This window comes from Clostridium sediminicola (assembly GCF_050402865.1).
Classification (GTDB): domain Bacteria; phylum Bacillota; class Clostridia; order Clostridiales; family Clostridiaceae; genus Clostridium_AF; species Clostridium_AF sediminicola.
In genome coordinates, this window is record NZ_BAABMF010000038.1 from 1 (window position 1) to 21,205 (window position 21,205).

Sequence of the window (21,205 nt, forward strand, 5' to 3'; positions counted from 1 at the left end):
ACCTCTCTTTCTTCTAAATAAAGTATACAAAAAAATACCTATAGAATAAACACCTTTTCTTAGTGTCCATTCTATAGGTACCATTTTAAAATTGAGCACACCCCTTAAGACCGCATAGTTACTAGATTTCAACTTTAATTCACCTATACTCAGAAGAATTATTTACACATTCAAACTTGTACCACACGGTTCTTTTGCTGCACCTTTTGGATATTTTGTAAAAACTGCTTGGGCTTCTACAAATGGTCCAGGTATATTTATTATCATGGTTTGATCCTTTTTGCCACATATAAGTTTAGACCACATATGACCGTTTTAAGTGTTAAAGGTCAATTTAAATACTCCTGAAAGATGCGACAATGCAAATATATTTGAAATCTTTGGAATAACAGATTAAGGCGAAAAAATCGTCAAGAAACCCAGGGTAGATTTTGAACTTCCACCCTGGGTTTCTTGTGAGGACAAACCAATACATTGGTTATAGTTTTTTTATTGAAAAAAATTCCCCTTAATAAAATTCTGAAAAGATAAAAACAAATTCTTCGGAAGATTATCCCATGTAACCCACTTTATTTCTGATACCTCACCCTTTGAATTAACTTTCGACTCTCCTGAAGTATATCGCCCTTCCATCCAAATGGTTACATAGTGTTCTTTCTCTTCTTCAAAAATATCATTAGTAAGTGTAATGAATGTAACTTCATCAATATCTACATTAGTTTCTTCTTTGCACTCTCTAATGGCGCACTCTTCGAAGCTCTCTCCATATTCAAGTGTTCCTCCTGGAGGTGTCCACGTACCATTGCCATGAAAAGTATTCCTCTTAAGTAATAAAATTTCATCTTCTTTTTTTACAATTATTCCAACGCCAACACCTATATCACAATTCATTTTAAATCCCTCGAATTCTATATAGATTCTACCGCGAAATTTAATTTATACATGTACCAAAATTTCGGGCACCAACAAGTTATGGTACATGTATAAATTAATTATTGAGCTGAGATATCTATAGTGCAATTTAAGTTGCATCTTGGTTTACTTTTATTATGCTCCAAAATTCATTGTAAATTCATAAATTAGAAATTTTATATGCTCCGTTCTACCCATTCTTCTTACTCTACAGTTTCAATAAGACTGTCCATACTAACATTATCTTCACTAATTTTTTTCTCAATTTCACCTTTTACTTTATTAAGCTTGGCTACAATTGCGTCCACATTATTGATAGCTGTATTTACATTTGAAAGTGAATTATTTATCTTAGACTGAACACTCCAGTCAGCAATAAGTCCATCAAAAAAGTAATCAACAAATCTATCAAATGAGTCTATATTTATTTCTAAATTAGATTCTATTCTAACGTCCTCCAACTCTCTCTTAAATTTACTAAGCATTGCATGAGCATCTGAAGCATAATCTTTTGCTTCATCTATTTTTGAATGTTTAGCTGCTGTAGCTAATAAGCCTCCTCCCAACATATCATATGTACCCCAATTTTTTGCACTATTTAGAGATTTAGCAGTTTTGTTCAACTGACTACTTACTCTATTTCCTGCGTCTAGAGCTTCATTAATCTCATTTAAATTAGATTTATTATCAGTAATTTTTTCCACTAATTCTAATAGCTTTTTTGTATTATCATCATTAGCTTCTAAAATTAATTTTTGCTTCTTCTTTACTATCTGCTCGTATTCTTTATCTAATAAGTAATATTCTTTCAATTTTTCCTTATAGGATTTTATTTCTTCATCTAAATACTTAACATGATTGCAACATTCATCATACTTAAGTTTTGCAGCTAAGTATTCTTGTCTTTCTTTACTCAACTTTTCATCTTTACTTCCTAATACAGCATAAAACACCCCTGAAATACTCAATGATTGGAGTTTTTTTACGTCCATTTCTTCTTTGTCTAAAATATTCTTTAATTCTAATTTTTTTCTTATCTCTTCATTAAGGCTTTTATTTGTTTTTTCCATCATATATTGGATTTTATCTCTTTTTCTTATATTATCCTTAATAACTGAAAGCTGACTATTTAATTCATTAAACAAATTTACCACTTCCTTCTCTCATATTCTAAGCTAAAAAATTCACATTCTAAAACTTAATTCTTCCTTCATGTAATAAGACCTTCTAATATAAGAAAATGTTACAAAATTTTATTTTTTAATTCCTTTAAGGACTTTAACTCACTTGCTAATCATTTCCAATATTTATTAGATATTCTTTTTCTAGTTTCTTGTTTTTTATTTCATTTCTAATATTATTTGGAGTTTTGTTTTTTATTGCAGTGAAACATTTTGTGAAATAGCTTTGGCTATTGAATCCAACCTCATAAGCAATATCGGCAATGCTCTTATTGGTATTGATCAGTAGCTCAATGCTTTTATTTACTCTAAAGTTTATAATATATTGAAATAAATTCTGTCCTACAGAGTTTTTAAAAAAACGGCAGCAGTGACTTCTACTTAAATTGATATGTTCTGATATGTCTTCTAATGTGAATTGTGTTGGATAATTTTCATTTATATAAGAAAAGATTTTTTTAAGACGATCATTTGTAAGCAAGTCATTTCGGGCGGTTATTAGGCATTTTTCATTAGCACAAGATATTGTATGTTTCCATAACTGTATGAGAGAAGATAAAATATCCAACTCATATCCATTATTTTTTTCATCATAAATTGACTTCACTTTAAGTATGATATCGATTACTTTTTTATCGTTATCAACTTCTTGATGCAACAATATCGAACTGGCAGAATCATCGGTTAATAGTGATGATATATAAGTTTTATATAAATAACTGTCTTTTTGATTAGTTAATAAACTTGGATGAAAATATACAAATAAATAGGAAGAGTCGGGTTCTTTTGCTTCGGCCATATGAATATGCTGTGTATTTATAAAAATACCGTCCCCTTTGCCTATTGTGAATTCCTTACCAGCAACATTAAAACAGAATGTACCCTTTAGTACAACATTATATTGGATTTCTTGGTGCCAATGCCAGTTTACAAAATCATAAGTATCTTCTGTAAATCGACTTGTTATAATTCCTATAGGAAACCCTTGATGTATATGCACAGGTAGTTCTCTTTTTTCAGAATCAATTCTTAGCTTTTTTTCTAACATGAGCTCACCTCAATATATTTATAAAATATAATCAACTGCATGATATATTTGTATTATACATTAATATATAATTAAGAACAAGAAGGGGGGCAAGGTTCTGTAATATAGAGATGATAGCTAGAATTTTTGTACTTCTATTTAGTTAATTATAGTAATAGATTTAAAAATCTATTACAGTAGTACGCAATATTTTTCAAAAATCTGTTTATTGTAATCTAAAATTACTCTAGTAAAACAATTTAAATTATGGAAGATGTTGTGTTAGTACCTAAGTATAATTCTAGTAATCGAATCAAAAGGAATTTAACTGAAAAAATAATAGAAAGGATTGATGTATATTCGTGAGAAGCTAGATAAAAGAAAAGAAGCATGGACACTTCATTAAGCACTGCAATGCATCAAATGAATCCCACGCTTTAAATAATATACAATGAACATTATACCAAAAATCCGAAGGATTTTATAGAACTTATTGAATTAATTTGAAAAATGGGATGAAATATTTAAAGATCCTGTTATGACGGCGGCAATTATCGATAGATTAACACATAAGTCATACATAGTAAATATGAATGGCAATTCTTACAGATTAAAAGAATGAAAACGATTAGAAATAACTTAAAAAGTAAAATGAATGGAGGAAAACATTAGATGGAATTGATTATTAAAGTTAGCGACTATCTATGGGGTTCAGTTATTGGATACATATTACTTGGAACGGGGTTATATTATTCTTTACGATTGGGGGTTCCACAGCTTAAATATTTCAAACACGCCATAAGAGTCATGAAAAGAAGCACGAAAGGTAAAGACGGAGGGGTATCCGGATTTGGTACCTTGTGTGCGGCAGTAGGAAGTCAAGTAGGAACAGGTAGCTTAGTTGGCGTGGCAAGTGCACTAGTTGCAGGTGGTCCTGGTGCTGTTTTTTGGATGTGGGTTACGGCATTATTTGGTATGGTAATAACTTTTGCAGAGGTAGTTTTGGGTCAGTTGTTTAGAGAAAAACAAGAAGATGGTACCTACAGAGGAGGAGCGGCTTATTATATAGAAAAAGGACTAAAAAGCAGACCTTTGGCTATAGTGATGGCTTTGTTATATGTATTTGGAATAGGTATATTTATTGCATCTCTTCAGACTAATTCAATAGCCAGCGCATTCTCAGGAGTTGTTAATGTGAATCCTATAATCCCAGGGATTGTAGTTATAGCTTTAACTGGGTTAGTTATTGTGGGTGGAGTAAAAAGGCTTGCAGATGTATCTTCACGTATAGTTCCTTTTATGGCACTTGCTTATATTTTAATAGTACTATTCATAATAATCATAAATATTAATGCGTTACCTTCAGTATTCGCATTAATAATAAAAAGTGCTTTTTCACCTCAAGCTGCATTTGGCGGTGTAGTGGGTCATACTGTTATGCAAGCTTTCCGTAATGGAACTGCAAGAGGTCTATTTTCAAATGATGCAGGTAATGGTACAGCAGGTACAATGCACGCATCTGCAGACGTTAAGCATCCTGTTGAGCAAGCGCTGTTGGCAATGATGGGTACATTTATTACGACAATCATTATATGTTCTTGTACTGCATTTGCAATTATATTGACTGGTGTTCTATCAACGGATAAAGTGGGAATACACCTTCTTCAGGAATCTTTTGGCGTTGCAATGGGACCATTAGGAAAATGGATTGTATTTGGTGCTATGTTTATGTTTGGATTCACTACGCTTTTAGCGGATGTTTTTTACGGAGAAACAAACATAATGTACATTTTCAAAGAAAAATCTAAAACTCCAATTTGGATATATAGAATAGTAACTGCAATCGTACTTGGAATCAGTTGCGTTGCACCACTTGCAGTAATCTGGGGGCTTATAGATATAATGGTTGCATTGATTGTATTTGTAAATTTAATAGCTTTATTCAAGTTATTTAAATACGTGCGTTATACATTTAATGATTACGTTAATCAACTAAAACAAGGAATAGAAGAACCAGAATGGGATAAAGAAATCGATATAATTGAATTGGACGTTACTAATAAGTCTTGTTAAGTCCTGCTGAATGTAATGAGATAATTAAAATGAAAGAGGGTAAATTTATGAAGAATATTGATTTAGCTAATCAACTTAAAGAATGGAGACAGTATTTTCATATGCATCCTGAAAGTGCATTTGAAGAAAAGAATACATCAGAATATATAGCTAAAGTGCTTACTGATATGGGGCTTGAAGTTCATAAAAATATTGGTGGTACTGGTGTTGTAGCAAGTCTTAAAGTTGGAGATGGAGAAGAAGTAATTGGACTTAGGGCTGATATGGATGCTATCAATATGCTTGAAAAGGGAGAACATCTTTACGCATCAAAGACTCATGGAAAAATGCATGCTTGTGGACATGATGGACATACGGCAACATTGTTAGGAGCAGCTCGATTGCTTGTGGAAAGAAAGAATTTTAATGGTACAGTTAGATTTATTTTCCAACCAGCAGAAGAACCAGGAAAAGGTTCTCAAGCAATGATTGATGATGGAATGTTTGAAAAGTATCCAATTAATGAAATATACGGATTGCATAATATGCCATTTATTCCAGAAGGAACAATACATACGCGTCCGGGAGGAATTATGGCTAGTGAGGATAATTTTGTGATTCGCATTAAAGGAAAAGGTTCTCATGCATCTAGCCCGCATATCGGAATTGATCCACTTGTGACTGCTTCACAGATTATACTTGGATTACAAACTATAGCATCACGTAATGTAAATCCGTTACAACAAGTGGTGGTTTCTTGTACTGAATTGCATACAGATGGTGTTCATAATGCGATTCCTTCTAATGTGGAAATTTTAGGAGATACTAGAAGCTGCACAGTTGAAATTCAGGAACTAATTGAAACGAGAATGAGAAGTATTTGTGAAGGCATTTGTAAGATGAATGGAGCAGATTGTGAATTTGAATATACGCATGAATTTGCGCCTACTGTTAATTGGGAAAAATGTGTAAATACTGTTGCAACAGCTGCCAAAAATATTGTGGGAGAAGATAAAGTCAATACAAATTGTGAACCATGGATGGCTTCTGAAGATTTTGGGACTTTTTTAAGACATATTCCGGGATGTTTTGTATTCCTTGGGAGTGGAAAAAGTGCTATTGCTTCTGAAAATACTCCCCTTCATAATTCTATGTATGATTATAATGACGATGTATTAGAGACTGGGGCAGAGTTCTTTGCAGAGCTAATCAAAGTGCGACTTCCACAGTAATATTAGAAAAATATTAATTTATAAAAGAGAGGAAAATGAAATTATGAAAAAAAGAATAGACACTAAAGCTGCACCAGCAGCAATCGGCCCTTACTCACAGGCAATACAAGCAGGTAATACAATTTATGTTTCAGGACAATTGCCTATAAACCCTTCAACAGGTGAATTTGCTGGTGATGACATCATTAGTCAAACTAAAAAGTCTTTAGAAAATATGAAATCAATATTAGAGCAAGCAGGCGCAAATATGACAAATGTTGTAAAAACTACTGTACTGTTGAAAAACATTTCTGATTTTGCTGCAATGAATGAAGTCTATGCTTCCTATTTTTCAGAAGATTGTCCAGCAAGGGCAGCATATCAAATTGCAGTACTACCTAAAGATGCACTTGTAGAAATTGAAGCAATTGCAGTAATTGATTAAATATAAGTAGATAAACATTATATAGACATACCTTACGTAAACTTAATTTATACATGTACAAAATCTCAGGCATCAATAAGTTTTGGACTTGTATAAAAGATAACATTACGCAAACTTAATTAATGCATGGATAAAATAATGAATCTTCAACATTTTTTAGTAATGCATTAATTATTAGTTGGAGTTGATTATCTTAGATTTATAGTTGAAGTGGTATGTCTCTATGACAAAATTGAATCAAGAAAATTATAAAAAGAGGATGTATCGTATGAATGAGTGTATAAAATCTGTACAATATAATAGAGATAAAAAAGAAGAATATTCCGTGAAGCAGTTTGGAATAGAAAACGCGAAAAAAGTAAATGCATTTCATAAGAGTTTTCCAGAATACTCAGTAACGCCTTTAGCAAAATTAAATGAACTTTCTAAGTATTTAGGCGTTAAGAATATATATGTAAAAGATGAGAGTTATAGATTTGGACTTAATGCATTTAAGGGATTAGGTGGAAGCTATTGTGTTGGTAAATATATTGCTAGTAAACTGGGAATGAATATTGAAGACCTTTCCTATGAAAAAATGACAAGTGATGAAATCAAAAATAGGCTTGGTGAAATTACTTTTGTCACTGCTACAGATGGCAACCATGGAAGAGGTATCGCATGGACAGCCAATAGACTTGGTTATAAAAGCGTAGTATATATGCCTAAAGGAAGCTCAATAGAAAGATTGAATAATATTAAGGCACTTGGCGCAGATGCTTTTATTACAGATTTAAATTATGATGATACTGTACGTATGGCTAATGCTAATGCAGAAAAGTATGGCTGGATTTTAGTGCAAGATACTTCTTGGGAGGGTTATGAAAGTATTCCAGGTTGGATTATGGAAGGATATACAACCATGGGATATGAAATAATCGAACAACTAAAAGACGAAAATCCTACACATATTTTTCTACAGGCTGGAGTAGGTGCTATGGCAGGAGCCATTACTGGATTTTTTACTGATTATTACTCAAAGCAAAATCGACCTGTAATTACTATTATTGAGCCTAATAAAGCGGATTGTATTTTTAAAACTGCAGAAGCTAAAGATGGTAGTTTACATATGGTAACAGGTGATATGGATACCATAATGGCCGGGCTTGCTTGTGGAGAACCTTGTCCAATAGGTTGGAACGTGCTTAATGAATATGCAGATAACTTCTTGTCTGTACCTGATTACATTGCAGCGAAGGGAATGCGATTACTTGGTAATCCTTTGGCAGATGATAAGAAAGTCATATCTGGAGAGAGCGGAGCAGTAACACTTGGACTTATATCAGAGGTAATGCAAAACCAAAGTTTAAGTTATCTGAGAGAGCAGTTAAAGCTGGATCAAGATTCAAAAATTCTCTGTATTTCAACTGAAGGAGATACAGATAAAGAAAATTATAGAAAAATTGTTTGGGATGGTCTAAATCCAAGTTACTAATTTATAAGTAGTAGAGCTATATCCGTTAAAAATTTTCCGTCTTGAAATAGAAAAGGGATGTCTCAAAATAGAAAATTAATGGGTATGGATATGGATGTCAGTTCAGGATTTACAGCTCAGCAGATAGCCGCGTTATATAATGTAGATAAAGAGTTGGTAAGCTAAAATTTAAGAAGAGAAATATTTAATATGTTGGTGGTGTGCTCAAAATTGAGCACACCACCTGAAAGCTTATATTTATTAGCTTTTCAAAAATTTCACCTTTTATTCTTTGCCACGATTTCTTCTCGCATTGCACTAGGACTTATCCCATAATGTTTTTTAAACATACTAGAAAAATATGCAGAACTTGAAATACCAACCATCATCGCAATTTCATTTATATTTAATTTCATTGAACAAACCATTTTTTTTGCTTTACTCATTCGTAAGTTATTTAAATATTTATTAAAAGTAATGCCTACTTCCTTTTTAAATAATCTCGAAAAGTATTCTTCACTTAAGTAAGCTTCCTTTGCTAAATCAGGTAATGAAATAGATTTATAATAATTATTATTTATGTATTGTTTGGCTTTACTTATACATTCAGAAATATTTTCATTCCCTTTAATTAAAACAAAGAATTCCTTTACGCAACTTTCAAGTTCATTAACATTCGCTGAATTCATTATTTTTTTTGATTGCATTTTTATATTAATATTTTCATCATCTACTTGATTAAAAATTGTTTCAATTATTTCCACAAAAATTCTTTTAATAAAACTAGCTTCAAATAATTTTTCATCAATAATATACTTTAAAAGTTTTTCGGCTAAAATTACAGCTGCTTCTTTTCCTGAAATATTGAAAATACTGATGATTTCATTTTTATAATTAATGATATTGACTTTTATTTTTCTTTCATCTTTACTTTGCTTTCTTTCAAACCCCTCTATATTTTTAGGCAAAAAGAATAAAGATTCTCTCATCGCTATTGATTCATTTATGGCACATGCCAAATCTTGTGTGGAATAATAAATTTTACTATAACCAACATTGATGTTTGCTCCACAATACTCCTTTATCTTGTATATTAACTTATTGATTATATGCGAAAATTCATCTTCCTCTCCTATTATATTTGCAATTAATACTACATCAGAAGTATTATTAACAAATAATATTGGATTTTTTATATACTCATTCTTATGCAGATTCAAGTGATTTATCACCTGTCTTGCATATGTAAATGTAATAGAAATAAATGCTTTATTTTCTATATAGACATTGTAATTTAACAACTCTTCAGGGGAAACAAGTGTTTTCTCTTTTGAATTGACAATGCTTCTTAGATATTGTCCTCTAACTATCAAGTCCAAATTATCAATTTTTTTGTTATTAGATTTACTAGCTATTTTTCTATTAATCTTACAAAGTAAGTGGATTATATCTTCTTTGTTAAGTTCATTTTTTAATAAATATTCTGAAACATTATATTTCATTGCAGTTCTGGCAAATTCAAAATTATCATGGCAGGTCAAAATAATGATATGAACATTTTTGTCAATTCCCCGAACATTTCTGATAAATTCTAATCCATCTATTTTCGGCATTGTTATATCCGTAAAAATAATTTGTGGCGTTAATTCCTTTACAATTGTATATGCATCTTCCCCATTATTAGCTTGAAATATATCTGATTTTTTAATACCATAATCAACAATGCACATCTCCAGCCATTCTCTAATCAATGTTTCATCATCAACTATCAAAATTTGTGCCATCAATTTCCTCCTGTGTTACTTTCCGTAATTTCAAAATCACTTCTGTGCCCTTTTGGGGTTCACTAATAACAGTTATTCCATATTGTTCTCCAAATAAAAGTTCAATCCTATCCCTAACATTTATTAGACTTATTTTATGAAAAGTTTTATTACTTTTATAAGAGTTATTCCAAAGATTATTTATTTCCTCATTTGTCATACCCTCTCCATTGTCACATATTCTAATAATCACATTTCCTTGAATCTCGTAAATATGAATATTTAAAATTGGGTTAACAGTCATTTTTTCAAAGCCATGAAAAATGGCATTTTCTACAATAGGCTGTAACATCAACCTGGGAATACATAAATTTTTCAAATGATCATCAATATCAATAATAAATTCTATTTTTCTATCATCATATCTATTTTCCATTAGATAAATATAATTTCTTAAGTATTCAATTTCTTCAGAAATATTAATCCATTCTTTACTTGATTCAATTGGAATTTTTAACGTTTTCATAAGATTAGAAAGCATAATATTTGCTCTTTGATATTTGTTCATTTCAATTAAACATTTAATAGAAAAAAGAGTGTTATGTAAAAAATGTGGATTTATTTGTGCTTGTAAAAAAGCTAATTCTAATTTGCGTTTACTTTTCTCCTCAACTTTTATTTTTTCTATCAATTTATTCATTTTATCAATGGTCATATTATAAATATTGCTTAGAATATAAACTTCCCTATATTCATTTCGAATACTAATTTTATTAAATTCGTTTTCACTTGAAAGAATCATTTGATTGGTTATATCTGTCATCGGTTTTGAAATTCTTCTCGATGTATAATACAATGTAACAAGTGAAGTAATAGTAGAAAAAATCAATAAGACTATTGCTATAATTATAATATCAAAGTAACTTCTAACAAGACTTACAACAGATTTTTCTTCTACAATTGTCCACCCTGTTTCCTCATCATAATAATTAGAAAGTAATACATCCTTACTATTTCGGTTGACAAGAGTACTAGATTTTTTTCCATAATTATTTAAAAAAGCTGGCATATAATATAAATTGCTTCCTACTAAGGACTGTATTGAATGACTTATAGCTTTTCCACTTTTATCTAAAATGTACATTTGATTTTCTTCATCTAACACATCGGCATATATATTATTTAAAGTTTTTTCAGTAATGCTAGTAATAATTATTCCTTCATATCTCCTGTTACTATCTCTTAAAATTTTTCCGTAAGATAGTTTCATATTAACTTCATTATTTTCAGCATTAAATCTAACAGTCCAAAATACATCTTCATCATTGGTAAAATTATTAATATACCACATAGTATTTTTAATAATATCTATATTTTCTTGAGTTTCTCCTTCAGAATGATATACATATCCTTCTCTCATAATAGTGATAACAGTCGGTTCCATCTGTATTTTTCTAAGCATTTTACTATTTTCCTGTAACGTATTATCGATTTTTTTGGTGAGATTTTCATAATCTTTTGCCTGACATTTTAATAATTCGTCTCCTAGATTATCATGTATCTCATCTGCCATATAGATAACTACATTATTTATTATCTTATTACGTTCTGCAATTTGTTCTAATAATTCCAATCTAGAATTCTTTATCTGTTTAATAGAATTACTAAATATAACAATACATAGCGCTATTAGAATTAATATAAAAATAAAAAAATTAACAATAGACATTGAACGATACAATATCATTTGCATCGTTTTGTTTTTTTTTGGTTTCATAAAGATAACCATCCCCATAAAATTCATCTTATTTTTATTTTACAACATATTTACATAAAATTAAATAAAAAGGAGCTTATTAAAAAAATGATTAAACCCAAAAAGGAAAGTAAAAATAATTATCTGCTTTCCTTTTCTTGTTCTAAGTATATAAATTTTTATCCTACCTCAGTTTTATCATACATTGAAATAATATATGGATGATTTTCATCATATTCTGTCAGCGGATTTGCTTTTTCTACTTTTCCAATGTCCCTTATGTTTTCCCCCTTAGTATCTGTAAAGGCATCCCCAATATCTTTTCTGCACTTTTCTATTTTCTCCATGATCATTTCAGCAATTTCCGAATATTGATTATATACATTATTACTTTCAGATGGATCTTCACGCAAATTATATAATTCCTTTACTTCTATATCATCATCAATTTTAGGTGCAGGAATTTTTGAAGCTTCCCTTGTAGTATCTTCTAATTCTCTGGATATTTTAGGCTTAGCAACATGCAATTTCCAATCTCCAACTCTTGCAGCTTCTAAACAATTACAAAGATAATAGAAGAAAGTATCTCTTTTAGATTTTTTTGTCTTTCCTAACATAAGGTCCGATAAGTCCATACCATCAATAATCCTATCTTGTGGTATTTCAGCTCCGGATATTTTCGCCAATGATGGATAAATATCTAAAGATGTAATTATTTCATCAGAATCACTAGGTTCAATTTTCCCTTTCCAATGCACTATAAATGGTACCCGTAAACCGCCTTCCCATGTTTCACGCTTACCTCCTCTGAAAATTCCATTACTTTCCCCAAAATCATTTCTTGAGCCATTATCTGAAGTAAATATAATTATAGTATTCTCATAAAGTCCATATTTTTTTAACGCTTCAACTATTACACCAGTGGACCAATCAATTGCCATAACACACGCACCATAATCACCATTACGCGATTTTTTCACAAAATATTCCGGAGCATATAATGGCAAATGTACATGCATGTGTGCTAAATATAAAAAGAATGGATTATCTTGATTATCTCTAATAAATTCTACGCTTTTTTCTGTATATCTTTCTGTTAGACTTATTTGATCCGGCTGTTGCTGAATTACATCTTTCCCATGTAGCAATGGAAGTGGTGGAAAATCCTGATTGCTTATAGTTCTAGCCATATCATTGCTAAAAGGTAATCCATAGTAATCATCAAACCCATGATTTGTTGGAAGAAAATCTTCTTGATCTCCACAATGCCATTTACCAATATGCATGGTATTATATCCTGCATCCTTTAACACACGGGCTATTGTTATTTCCTTTGGATTCAATCCAATATCATGTCCTGGGAAAAGTACAATTTCATTATGAAATGAACCAAAGCCAATTCTAGGTGGATAACATCCTGTCATCATGGCACCACGAGATGGGGAGCATACCGGCGAAGCCATATAAAAATCATTAAATTTAATTCCTTCTTCTGCCAATTTATCTAAATATGGAGTATCATTTTTTTTTGAGCCGTAACATCCCAAATCTCCATAACCTAAATCATCACAATTTATTAATACAATATTTGGTTTCATTATTGTCTCCTTTTCTAACATTTAATTCTTACCACCATTTAATTAATTCCGTTACATCATTTCTTAAATTAATAAATTCTCTATCAATTACATTTCTCGGCCTTGGTAAATTATTTTTCACATTTGTTTTAATGGATGTTGGTTTATTGGTAAGTACTAAAATATTCTCACTTAAATAAACAGCCTCTTCAATATTGTGAGTAATAAATACTACTGTTGTGCCTGTCCTTTCCCATAATTTTATTAATTCATCTTCTAATTTAAATCTAAGTTCTATATCTAACTGGCCATAGGGTTCATCCATAAGTAATAATTCAGGTTTCGTAGCAAAAGCTCTGGCAATAACTACCCTTTGTAACATACTGGCAGACAATTCATTTGGATAATAGTGTCTAAAATCTTTAAGCCCAACCATTTCTAAAACCTCTTCAACAGCAGCTTTTCTTTCATCTTTAGATATTCCTCTTAATTTAAGTCCAAATTCAATATTTTCTTCTACATTTAACCATTCCATTGTGGATTTTTCTTGAAAAATATATGAAATATTATGTTTCTTTAAATCTACTGGTTCTCCATTAACAAAAATGTCTCCAGAAGTAGGTTCATATAACTTAGTTACGCTATTCAAAAACGTTGTCTTTCCACATCCTGTTGGTCCAACCACACATAAAAATTCTCCTTGCATCACATCAAATGATATGTTATCAAGTACTAATAAATCTCCAAATTTCTTAGACAAATTTCTTACTTCTACCTTAACATTTTTCTTATTCATGTTTTATCCTTTCTAAAGCGTTTTATCCATAAATTTTGTGATTTCATCCCGCAATTGTAAAAAGTCATCCGCTGTATAATCTCTTGGTCTAGGAAAATCAATAATATATTCTTTTTTTATTTTAGCAGGGCAATTTGTAAGCAAAATTATTCTGTCTGCTAAATAAAGTGCTTCTTCGATATTATTTGTAACAAAAACAACTGTCCTTTTTTCAGTATCCCAAATTCTCATTATTTCTTCTTGCATAAGATAGCGTGTTTGCGCATCTAATGCACTGAATGGTTCATCCATAAATAATACATCCGGCTCATTACAATAAGCTCTAGCTATACCGACTCTTTGCTTCATACCGCCTGATATCTGATTTGGCACTGAATTCTCAAACCCTTTTAATCCAACTAAGTCAATATAATAACGTGCTTTTTTTTCTCGCTCTTTTTTTGAAACTCCACGAACTTTAGGACCATATGCAACGTTATCTAGTACTGAAAGCCATGGAAACAGTGCCATAGACTGAAATATAACTCCCCTGTCCGTTCCTGGTTTTGTTACAATTTTTTCGTTAACTTTTACCTGTCCCATTGTTGCTTCTTCCAATCCAGATAGAATATTTAATAATGTTGTTTTACCGCATTGACCAGGACCAAATAAAACTACAAATTCATTTTTATTCACTTCAAGATTAACATCTTTAATAATATGGGAACTTCCTCTTTTTGTAACAAAAGTTTTAGATATGTTTTCACATTTTATCATAGTATCTATATTTCTCTCTTGTTCCAAGCACATAATTTTTCCTCCACTTTTCTCATAATAACTGCTAAGAAGAATCCAACAATTCCTATGGCAACAATTCCAACTAAATTCTGTGTAATATCATTAGTATCCATACTTGAAATAATTATCCATCCAACACCCTCCGTTGAACGTATCATTTCAGCGGCTACTACCGTTGCCCAAGCTCCTGATAATCCAACTTGTAATCCAGCAAAAATATAAGGTACTGAAGATGGTAATACGACTGACGAAAAAACTTGCCTATCTGTGGCTCCCAACATTTTACTACATTTTATCAAAGTAGGATCCACTGATTTCGCACCTGCAAAAGCATTAAGTGTAATTGGTACAAATGACGCCAAAAAAATTAAATACCATTTTGATCCTTCTCCTATAATTCCAAACCATATTATTGAAATAGGTATCCATGCAATGGGGGGAATGGGTCTGATTAATTCATATATAGGCCTAAAAATTGCATTAACTTTTGGATACCATCCCATTAAAATTCCTAACAGTATGCCCAAAATAGACCCAACTATATATGCTGGAACTACTCTCATTAAACTGTAGAAAACATGATAAACCATCTTGTATTTCCCTATTGGATCAATAAAACTATCTAAAAATTCCTGAATAACTGTAATGGGACTGGGCATTACAACTTTTAAAGATGTCAATGTTACCCCCAAATGCCAAATCACTAAAAAAATTAATATAGAAATTATTGGATAGATACTATCTTCTAGTCTTTTTAAAACGCCCTTTCTATTCATTATCTATTCTCCCTTTTACAACTTTTTTCTCAACAATTGTTAAAATCTGTGTTAAAGCAGCACCACAAATTCCAATTGCTATCATTCCAACAATAATAATATCTGTTCTAAAAATACCTCTTGATTGTTGTATCATAAATCCTAATCCTTTGGTGGAACCCAATAATTCAGCAGCTACTATAGCAATCCATGCTGAACCTAATGCTACTCTGACCCCTGTCATAATATATGGTAATGCAGTTGGTATTGCGATTTTTTGCAACATTTGAAAATTAGTGGCCCCGAATGTCCGCGCTACCCATAAATGTACATCCCTTGTTTGCTTGATTCCTGTATAAGAATTTAATATGCATGGTACTACAGCTGAAAAGAATACAACAGCAGCTTTAGACTTTATTCCAATACCGAAGACAACAATCATAAGTGGTATCCAAGCAATTCCCGGTATGGGCTTTATTAAATCAAAAACCGGTCTTACAAATCTATCAATATATTTATACCATGCCATCAAAATACCAAGGGGAATTCCAATAATAAGCGCAACGAAATAACCTGTTAAAGCAGTTCTTAAACTAGCAAGGGTATGTTCAATTAATGTTCCCCCGTCAGGATTTGGATTAGTAAATTTGTCAATAAATGTGTGGTATATTTTTATCGGATCTGGTAGTGTTTTTGATGGCACTAATTCTAGAATTGCTGTACATAAATACCAAATAACAAGAAAAACAGCTATAGAAATTATCGATAAAATTAGATTATTTCTTTTTATTTTTTCCATTTCTTTCTCCAATCTTATTAAAAAATAGACTTTTGTTTTAATTTTAAAACTTCGTACTCAAAGAATCACCATTGTTTAATAAATAATTATAAAGGTAAATTTTGTGTACGAAGTTATAGTTAAAATAGTTGTATTATTTTTTTGTAAATACCTCAATGTCAGTGCCAAAAACTTCTTCTAGTAACTCTGGATATAAACTTGTATATATATTTTCTTCTAATTCAGCTTCGATTTTACCATCACTAACATAAAATCCTCCCATGCCTACCATTGTTGATCCAAATCTATATTCCGGGTCAGAAATAGTAACACTTCCTATATAATCTTTATCCTTTAATTCACCTTTCATCATTTCTTCTGAATAGTCTTTTCCATTATCATTGTAGAATCCCATAGCAAAATCAGCTAACATGTCATCATCTTTATAAAATTTGTCTATAACACTATATGTTACTTCCAAAAACTTCTTCACATCTTCCGTTCTGCTATCAACAAATTTTTTCCTTGCTACTATTCCATCACTAATTGTAATTCCTGAAACATCTGTTAAATCAGCTGCTTCAATGTATCCGGCATCTTCAAGTTCATAGTTATATGGAGGACCTCCACATGCTATAGCATCTCCTTCTCCTGTCTTAAATGCTTGAACCGCCGGTCCACGATCCATATTTAACATTTCATAATCATTTCCTGTAAGCCCAAATTGCTGCACCCAGGATACTGCATTAAACTGATCTGAAGTTCCCAGTGCTCCTAAAATAGTTAACCCTTTAATTGTTTCTTTGCTTCCATAAACGTTTACAAGATTTTCAATCAATCCTTTATCTTCTAAAATCGGACTATCCGGTCTTACATAAATACCTAAACCATCAACTGTTTTTACCATATCACCCAGCCAATAACTATCTCCTGAAGCTAAAGCAAAAACTGATGCCATTCCACTGCCTGCAATGTCTACCTGTTCTGCCGATAATGCTTCGTTAATTGGCGCTCCTGTGGGAAACAAAATCACTTCTACATTAAGACCTGCCTCTTCGTACAAACCGTTATCTTTTGCATATTGAATGGGAACCCCTATATGATTGGGCATTGTGGCTACTTTAATAGGTTCTCCGGTTTTATTGCTAGTACTTTCTTTACTTCCTGTTGAACTATCACTTGTAGAATCACTTTTCCCACATCCGCCTAATGCTAGTACAACAACTAGTGATATTGCAATCAAACTAACTATTTTGTTTTTCATATTATCCTCCTTTTAATTTACTATTCTCAAATTTTTGTTTCAAAATAAATTTATGATTAATCATTAAATCTATAATAATTATAACTACTCAATTTAATTATAGCCATATTATTTTTTGACATAGCATATTGAAAATTTGACTTAATTTAATCAAAGTTTTAATATTTTGATTTTTTCATTAACTTTTTTGTCAATATACTCATTATGCATTGAGATTCGAAGCAAGATTTAATATGAGTATTTTTTTATCCTAATCAGCAAACTATATAATGAAAGAATTCCTTTAGGAGAACAAAAATGAATTTTATAATATTTGATTTAGAATATAACCAAAGTTTAAAATCTAGAAAAGAAGAAATGATCGAAAATTCTTCAAAAATACCCTTTGAAATTATCCAGATAGGCGCAGTAAAACTAGATGGAGATTTCAATACTATCTCCACTTTTAGTAAGTTTATTAAACCTGAGATATATTCAGAACTACACCCTTTTGTCAAAAAACTTACTGGTATAACAATTGATGAATTGAATACTGCTATGAATTTTTCACAAGTATATAATGAATTTATTAAATTTATCAACAATAATAGAAATGTATTGTGTGTGTGGGGCATGTCAGATATGAAAGAACTCTTTAGAAATGCGGATTATCATAAATTAGACACAGAACAATTACCTAGAGATTATATAAACATACAATTTTACGCATCCAAATATCTTAACTGCCCAAAAGGAACTAACATAGGTCTGAGTAATGCAGTAGATTTGTTACATATTCCAATAAAAAATGAATTCCATAACGCTTTTTGTGATGCATCCTATACAGCAACAGTTTTTAAAATAATTTATAGTGAAAAAGTTCAAATTAGAACATATTATCCTAACAAACATTTAAAAAGAATTAGGCAAGACGATAGAAAAACTAAAGTTGATACCTTACATGTATTTTATTTTCCAAAACTAAAGTTTTAGATTTTGAAAAAAGTTTATTGATAAGTCCATTGATGAGTTACAGAAAAGATTCTGTATTTCATCGGAATGAAATCATCTTTTTCTCTTAAGTCCCTTTATGCTTTTGCCATTAGATATACTTTCAATACATTTCAAAACTATAAAAATATCTCTTAATTCGCCTGATGTAAAGATTGTTTTGTCAATTTTTATGACTAACACCTCCTATATTTAGGATATATAATTTTCTTAAAAGTACGTGTAAAGTCACAGGTACCTAGTGATTATATAAAATTGTTGAAATTAGTCGTTAAAAGTGTTATGCTGTCAACGGTAAACTAAAAATGAATGTCGTTACTACAATTGAAGAGCTTATTTTTATAGGCTCTTTTCAAATGATATAGACATACCAACTCCAACTAGAAATTTAAACAAGTCCAAAACTCCCTGATGCCTGAGATTTTATACATGTTTAAATTAAGTTTCCGTAAGGTATGTCTTTAAAGAGAGGTAATAATATGATAAAAGTTGAAAACTTATCCTACTCGTTTCCGCAAAAAGATCTATATAATAAGATTTCATTCACATTAGAAGATGATCAACATTGCGCTTTTATAGGAACAAGTGGTAGTGGAAAAAGTACTCTGATAGATATAATTATGGACCCAGAAAGATATATGTTCGATGGTAAGCTGGAGATAGACCCAAATTGTAGAATTGGGTATGTAAGTCAGTTCTCACAACGAGACAAAACAGAAGAAACTACAGTTTTTGAATATATAGGGGAAGAATTCATCAAGCTGCAAAATGAAATAACATCTATTTGTACTGAAATGGAAACAGCTTCAGATATTGATACTTTACTAGAAAAGTACCAACAAGCTTTAGATGCATTTAATGTAATTGGTGGGGATGATTTCGAAAGCAAAATTAATAAGAAACTAAATCTTGCAAATCTAATGAAGCATAAAAATCTAATGATATCTGAACTTAGTGGTGGCGAATTCAAACTTATTCAAGTAATTAAGGAAATGCTTAATAGTCCAAACTTAATGATTATGGATGAACCAGATGTGTTTTTAGACTTTGAGAACCTTAATTCTCTTAAAGACCTAATTAATTCTCACAAAGGAATAATGTTAGTTATTACACATAACAGATATCTATTGAATCATTGTTTCAACAAAATTATACATCTTGAAAACATGGAACTCCAAGAGTTTGATGGAAGATATATTGATTATAATTTCTCATTACTTCAAGCTAAAATTGAATTACAAGAACTGGCTATTGCTGATAATAAAGAAATTGAGAGAAACAATATTTTAATCAATAAACTTAGATATTTGGCAGATGTTTATTCTGAAGCTTCTAATGGTAAATCTTTAAAAGCTAGAATGAAAATTCAAGAAAGATTAGAAAAGCGTAGAATCCAAACACCATTTGTAGATATTAAACAACCGGATATCCGTTTATTTAATGATAATGAAATCGAAGAAACCATCGCTTTAAAAGTTAATGATTACAGCGTTACCTTTGATGAGATGTTACTAGAAAATGTTAACTTTGAGATTAAATCTAATGATAAAGTAGCTATTATCGGTTTAAATGGTACCGGAAAAACCACTTTGCTCCGAGAAATCTTTAAAAACAATCATGATTCTATTGAAATAAATTCTGATGTTGAAGTAGCTTATTTATCTCAACTTCAAGGAGAAATACTAAATGAGTCTAATACAATAGTTGAAGAGTTTTTCGATGCAGGATTTAAAACTTATGAAGAGATTAAGTCATATATTTCAACCTATGGTTTTGATCAGGACATCATTGAACAAAAGATAGAGTCTTTATCTGGTGGAGAAAAGAATATACTTCAATTGGCTAAAGTATCTGCTAGTAAAGCAAATATGTTGCTTCTAGATGAACCTACAAGTCATTTAGACACCTATTCACAAATAGCACTTGAAAAAGCCATTGAAAACTATACCGGTGCGATTCTAATGATTTCTCATGATTATTATTCTATAATAAACTGTATGGATTATGTTTTAATCATTGAAGATAATACAATTAGAAAAATGCGTATGCGAAAATTTAGAAAGATGATTTATGCTAATTATTTTGATAAAGACTATTTAGAAATTGAACAAAAGAAAAAATCAGTTGAAACGAAAATTGAATTAGCTTTGAAAAATACTGATTTTGAGCTTGCAAAAAGTTTATCTGAAGAGTTAGAAGCGCTAATTAATTTAATAGTTTAACTTACTTTTTGTAGTTTAACCATTCTATTGCTTTTAAAAATAAATATAATGTTGATGAAGAATTAGTGCGACTTAAATTTAAAAATAATAAGGTTTTGTAATACTAGGGGGTGTGCTCAAAAATAAAATGGTACCTATGTCAAGGACAATTTAAAAAGGGTGTTAAGATGCTAAGAGATGATTTCTGTATTGTACAGGAGTCATCTTGTTTAGGTTCCATTGATATCTATAATTATTGTAATATCT

The 21,205-nt window shown here is 30.6% G+C and carries 19 protein-coding genes; 7 read left to right on the top strand and 12 right to left on the bottom strand.

Going from position 1 to position 21,205, the window contains the following annotated elements; translation table 11 throughout:
• Positions 1-489 precede the first annotated feature (489 nt).
• The 3 genes from ACQ3F0_RS25865 to ACQ3F0_RS25875 form a co-directional block, all read right to left on the bottom strand.
• Positions 490-891 (bottom strand): nucleotide triphosphate diphosphatase NUDT15, encoded by a 402-nt coding sequence (locus ACQ3F0_RS25865; RefSeq protein ID WP_428868710.1) that lies wholly within the window; start codon positions 889-891, stop codon positions 490-492.
• A gap of 224 nt (positions 892-1,115) precedes the next feature.
• Positions 1,116-2,057: a hypothetical protein gene (locus ACQ3F0_RS25870; RefSeq protein WP_428868711.1), complete on the bottom strand. Its 942-nt coding sequence runs from the start codon at positions 2,055-2,057 to the stop codon at positions 1,116-1,118.
• A 145-nt stretch (positions 2,058-2,202) separates the two neighbouring features.
• Positions 2,203-3,141 carry an AraC family transcriptional regulator gene (locus ACQ3F0_RS25875; protein ID WP_428868712.1) on the bottom strand — a complete coding sequence of 313 codons (939 nt, stop codon included), beginning with the start codon at positions 3,139-3,141 and terminating at the stop codon, positions 2,203-2,205.
• Positions 3,142-3,658: 517 nt separating this feature from the next.
• Here ACQ3F0_RS25875 and ACQ3F0_RS25880 point away from each other — a divergent pair.
• From ACQ3F0_RS25880 to dpaL, 5 genes are all read left to right on the top strand, one after another.
• On the top strand, positions 3,659-3,742 hold the full coding sequence (locus ACQ3F0_RS25880) for an ATP-binding protein (protein WP_428868727.1): 84 nt from the start codon (positions 3,659-3,661) through the stop codon (positions 3,740-3,742).
• 50 nt (positions 3,743-3,792) lie between these two features.
• Complete coding sequence (locus ACQ3F0_RS25885) at positions 3,793-5,193, top strand: alanine/glycine:cation symporter family protein (protein WP_428868713.1); 1,401 nt, start codon at positions 3,793-3,795, stop codon at positions 5,191-5,193.
• A gap of 47 nt (positions 5,194-5,240) precedes the next feature.
• A complete protein-coding gene (locus ACQ3F0_RS25890; protein ID WP_428868714.1) occupies positions 5,241-6,404 on the top strand; it encodes a M20 aminoacylase family protein in 1,164 nt (387 codons plus the stop codon).
• A 43-nt stretch (positions 6,405-6,447) separates the two neighbouring features.
• Positions 6,448-6,828, top strand: a complete 381-nt coding sequence (locus ACQ3F0_RS25895) for a RidA family protein (protein ID WP_428868715.1) — start codon at positions 6,448-6,450, stop codon at positions 6,826-6,828.
• Positions 6,829-7,096: 268 nt separating this feature from the next.
• Positions 7,097-8,302 carry a diaminopropionate ammonia-lyase gene (dpaL, locus tag ACQ3F0_RS25900; protein WP_428868716.1) on the top strand — a complete coding sequence of 402 codons (1,206 nt, stop codon included), beginning with the start codon at positions 7,097-7,099 and terminating at the stop codon, positions 8,300-8,302.
• Positions 8,303-8,559: 257 nt separating this feature from the next.
• On the opposite strand, the gene ACQ3F0_RS25905 is transcribed toward dpaL, so the two are convergent.
• The 8 genes from ACQ3F0_RS25905 to ACQ3F0_RS25940 all read right to left on the bottom strand — a co-directional run bounded on the left by ACQ3F0_RS25905 (position 8,560) and on the right by ACQ3F0_RS25940 (position 17,747).
• Positions 8,560-10,065 carry a response regulator transcription factor gene (locus ACQ3F0_RS25905; protein WP_428868717.1) on the bottom strand — a complete coding sequence of 502 codons (1,506 nt, stop codon included), beginning with the start codon at positions 10,063-10,065 and terminating at the stop codon, positions 8,560-8,562.
• Positions 10,043-11,821 carry a sensor histidine kinase gene (locus tag ACQ3F0_RS25910; RefSeq protein WP_428868718.1) on the bottom strand — a complete coding sequence of 593 codons (1,779 nt, stop codon included), beginning with the start codon at positions 11,819-11,821 and terminating at the stop codon, positions 10,043-10,045. Before ACQ3F0_RS25910 ends, ACQ3F0_RS25905 begins: the two co-directional genes overlap by 23 nt.
• Positions 11,822-11,979: 158 nt before the next feature.
• Positions 11,980-13,419: a sulfatase-like hydrolase/transferase gene (locus ACQ3F0_RS25915; protein ID WP_428868719.1), complete on the bottom strand. Its 1,440-nt coding sequence runs from the start codon at positions 13,417-13,419 to the stop codon at positions 11,980-11,982.
• Between the two features lie 7 nt (positions 13,420-13,426).
• The gene (locus ACQ3F0_RS25920; protein ID WP_428868720.1) at positions 13,427-14,173 is read right to left on the bottom strand and encodes an ABC transporter ATP-binding protein; all 747 of its coding nucleotides are present in this window, start codon (positions 14,171-14,173) and stop codon (positions 13,427-13,429) included.
• A gap of 12 nt (positions 14,174-14,185) precedes the next feature.
• The gene (locus ACQ3F0_RS25925; RefSeq protein WP_428868721.1) at positions 14,186-14,962 is read right to left on the bottom strand and encodes an ABC transporter ATP-binding protein; all 777 of its coding nucleotides are present in this window, start codon (positions 14,960-14,962) and stop codon (positions 14,186-14,188) included.
• Positions 14,935-15,726 carry an ABC transporter permease gene (locus ACQ3F0_RS25930; protein WP_428868722.1) on the bottom strand — a complete coding sequence of 264 codons (792 nt, stop codon included), beginning with the start codon at positions 15,724-15,726 and terminating at the stop codon, positions 14,935-14,937. The genes ACQ3F0_RS25925 and ACQ3F0_RS25930 overlap by 28 nt, the downstream gene beginning before the upstream one ends.
• Positions 15,719-16,504: an ABC transporter permease gene (locus ACQ3F0_RS25935; RefSeq protein WP_428868723.1), complete on the bottom strand. Its 786-nt coding sequence runs from the start codon at positions 16,502-16,504 to the stop codon at positions 15,719-15,721. The genes ACQ3F0_RS25930 and ACQ3F0_RS25935 overlap by 8 nt, the downstream gene beginning before the upstream one ends.
• A gap of 133 nt (positions 16,505-16,637) precedes the next feature.
• Positions 16,638-17,747: an ABC transporter substrate-binding protein gene (locus tag ACQ3F0_RS25940; RefSeq protein WP_428868724.1), complete on the bottom strand. Its 1,110-nt coding sequence runs from the start codon at positions 17,745-17,747 to the stop codon at positions 16,638-16,640.
• Between the two features lie 297 nt (positions 17,748-18,044).
• Between ACQ3F0_RS25940 and ACQ3F0_RS25945 the strand changes: the two genes are divergently transcribed.
• Together ACQ3F0_RS25945 and ACQ3F0_RS25950 are read left to right on the top strand one after the other, a co-directional pair.
• Complete coding sequence (locus tag ACQ3F0_RS25945) at positions 18,045-18,719, top strand: 3'-5' exonuclease (protein ID WP_428868725.1); 675 nt, start codon at positions 18,045-18,047, stop codon at positions 18,717-18,719.
• 497 nt (positions 18,720-19,216) lie between these two features.
• Complete coding sequence (locus tag ACQ3F0_RS25950) at positions 19,217-20,959, top strand: ABC-F family ATP-binding cassette domain-containing protein (RefSeq protein WP_428868726.1); 1,743 nt, start codon at positions 19,217-19,219, stop codon at positions 20,957-20,959.
• 162 nt (positions 20,960-21,121) lie between these two features.
• Here ACQ3F0_RS25950 and ACQ3F0_RS25955 read toward each other — a convergent pair.
• Positions 21,122-21,205: IS3 family transposase (locus tag ACQ3F0_RS25955; protein ID WP_428868671.1), on the bottom strand; the 84-nt coding region annotated here is incomplete at its 5' end.

What these genes read in the sequence shown, in the direction of transcription:
- ACQ3F0_RS25865 (WP_428868710.1), bottom strand. Translation starts at nt 891, where the DNA reads ATGAATTGTGATATAGGTGTTGGCGTTGGAATAATTGTAAAAAAAGAA.
- ACQ3F0_RS25875 (WP_428868712.1), bottom strand. Translation starts at nt 3,141, where the DNA reads ATGTTAGAAAAAAAGCTAAGAATTGATTCTGAAAAAAGAGAACTACCT.
- ACQ3F0_RS25880 (WP_428868727.1), top strand. Translation starts at nt 3,659, where the DNA reads ATGACGGCGGCAATTATCGATAGATTAACACATAAGTCATACATAGTA.
- ACQ3F0_RS25885 (WP_428868713.1), top strand. Translation starts at nt 3,793, where the DNA reads ATGGAATTGATTATTAAAGTTAGCGACTATCTATGGGGTTCAGTTATT.
- ACQ3F0_RS25890 (WP_428868714.1), top strand. Translation starts at nt 5,241, where the DNA reads ATGAAGAATATTGATTTAGCTAATCAACTTAAAGAATGGAGACAGTAT.
- ACQ3F0_RS25895 (WP_428868715.1), top strand. Translation starts at nt 6,448, where the DNA reads ATGAAAAAAAGAATAGACACTAAAGCTGCACCAGCAGCAATCGGCCCT.
- dpaL (WP_428868716.1), top strand. Translation starts at nt 7,097, where the DNA reads ATGAATGAGTGTATAAAATCTGTACAATATAATAGAGATAAAAAAGAA.
- ACQ3F0_RS25905 (WP_428868717.1), bottom strand. Translation starts at nt 10,065, where the DNA reads ATGGCACAAATTTTGATAGTTGATGATGAAACATTGATTAGAGAATGG.
- ACQ3F0_RS25910 (WP_428868718.1), bottom strand. Translation starts at nt 11,821, where the DNA reads ATGAAACCAAAAAAAAACAAAACGATGCAAATGATATTGTATCGTTCA.
- ACQ3F0_RS25915 (WP_428868719.1), bottom strand. Translation starts at nt 13,419, where the DNA reads ATGTTAGAAAAGGAGACAATAATGAAACCAAATATTGTATTAATAAAT.
- ACQ3F0_RS25920 (WP_428868720.1), bottom strand. Translation starts at nt 14,173, where the DNA reads ATGAATAAGAAAAATGTTAAGGTAGAAGTAAGAAATTTGTCTAAGAAA.
- ACQ3F0_RS25925 (WP_428868721.1), bottom strand. Translation starts at nt 14,962, where the DNA reads ATGTGCTTGGAACAAGAGAGAAATATAGATACTATGATAAAATGTGAA.
- ACQ3F0_RS25930 (WP_428868722.1), bottom strand. Translation starts at nt 15,726, where the DNA reads ATGAATAGAAAGGGCGTTTTAAAAAGACTAGAAGATAGTATCTATCCA.
- ACQ3F0_RS25935 (WP_428868723.1), bottom strand. Translation starts at nt 16,504, where the DNA reads ATGGAAAAAATAAAAAGAAATAATCTAATTTTATCGATAATTTCTATA.
- ACQ3F0_RS25940 (WP_428868724.1), bottom strand. Translation starts at nt 17,747, where the DNA reads ATGAAAAACAAAATAGTTAGTTTGATTGCAATATCACTAGTTGTTGTA.
- ACQ3F0_RS25945 (WP_428868725.1), top strand. Translation starts at nt 18,045, where the DNA reads ATGAATTTTATAATATTTGATTTAGAATATAACCAAAGTTTAAAATCT.
- ACQ3F0_RS25950 (WP_428868726.1), top strand. Translation starts at nt 19,217, where the DNA reads ATGATAAAAGTTGAAAACTTATCCTACTCGTTTCCGCAAAAAGATCTA.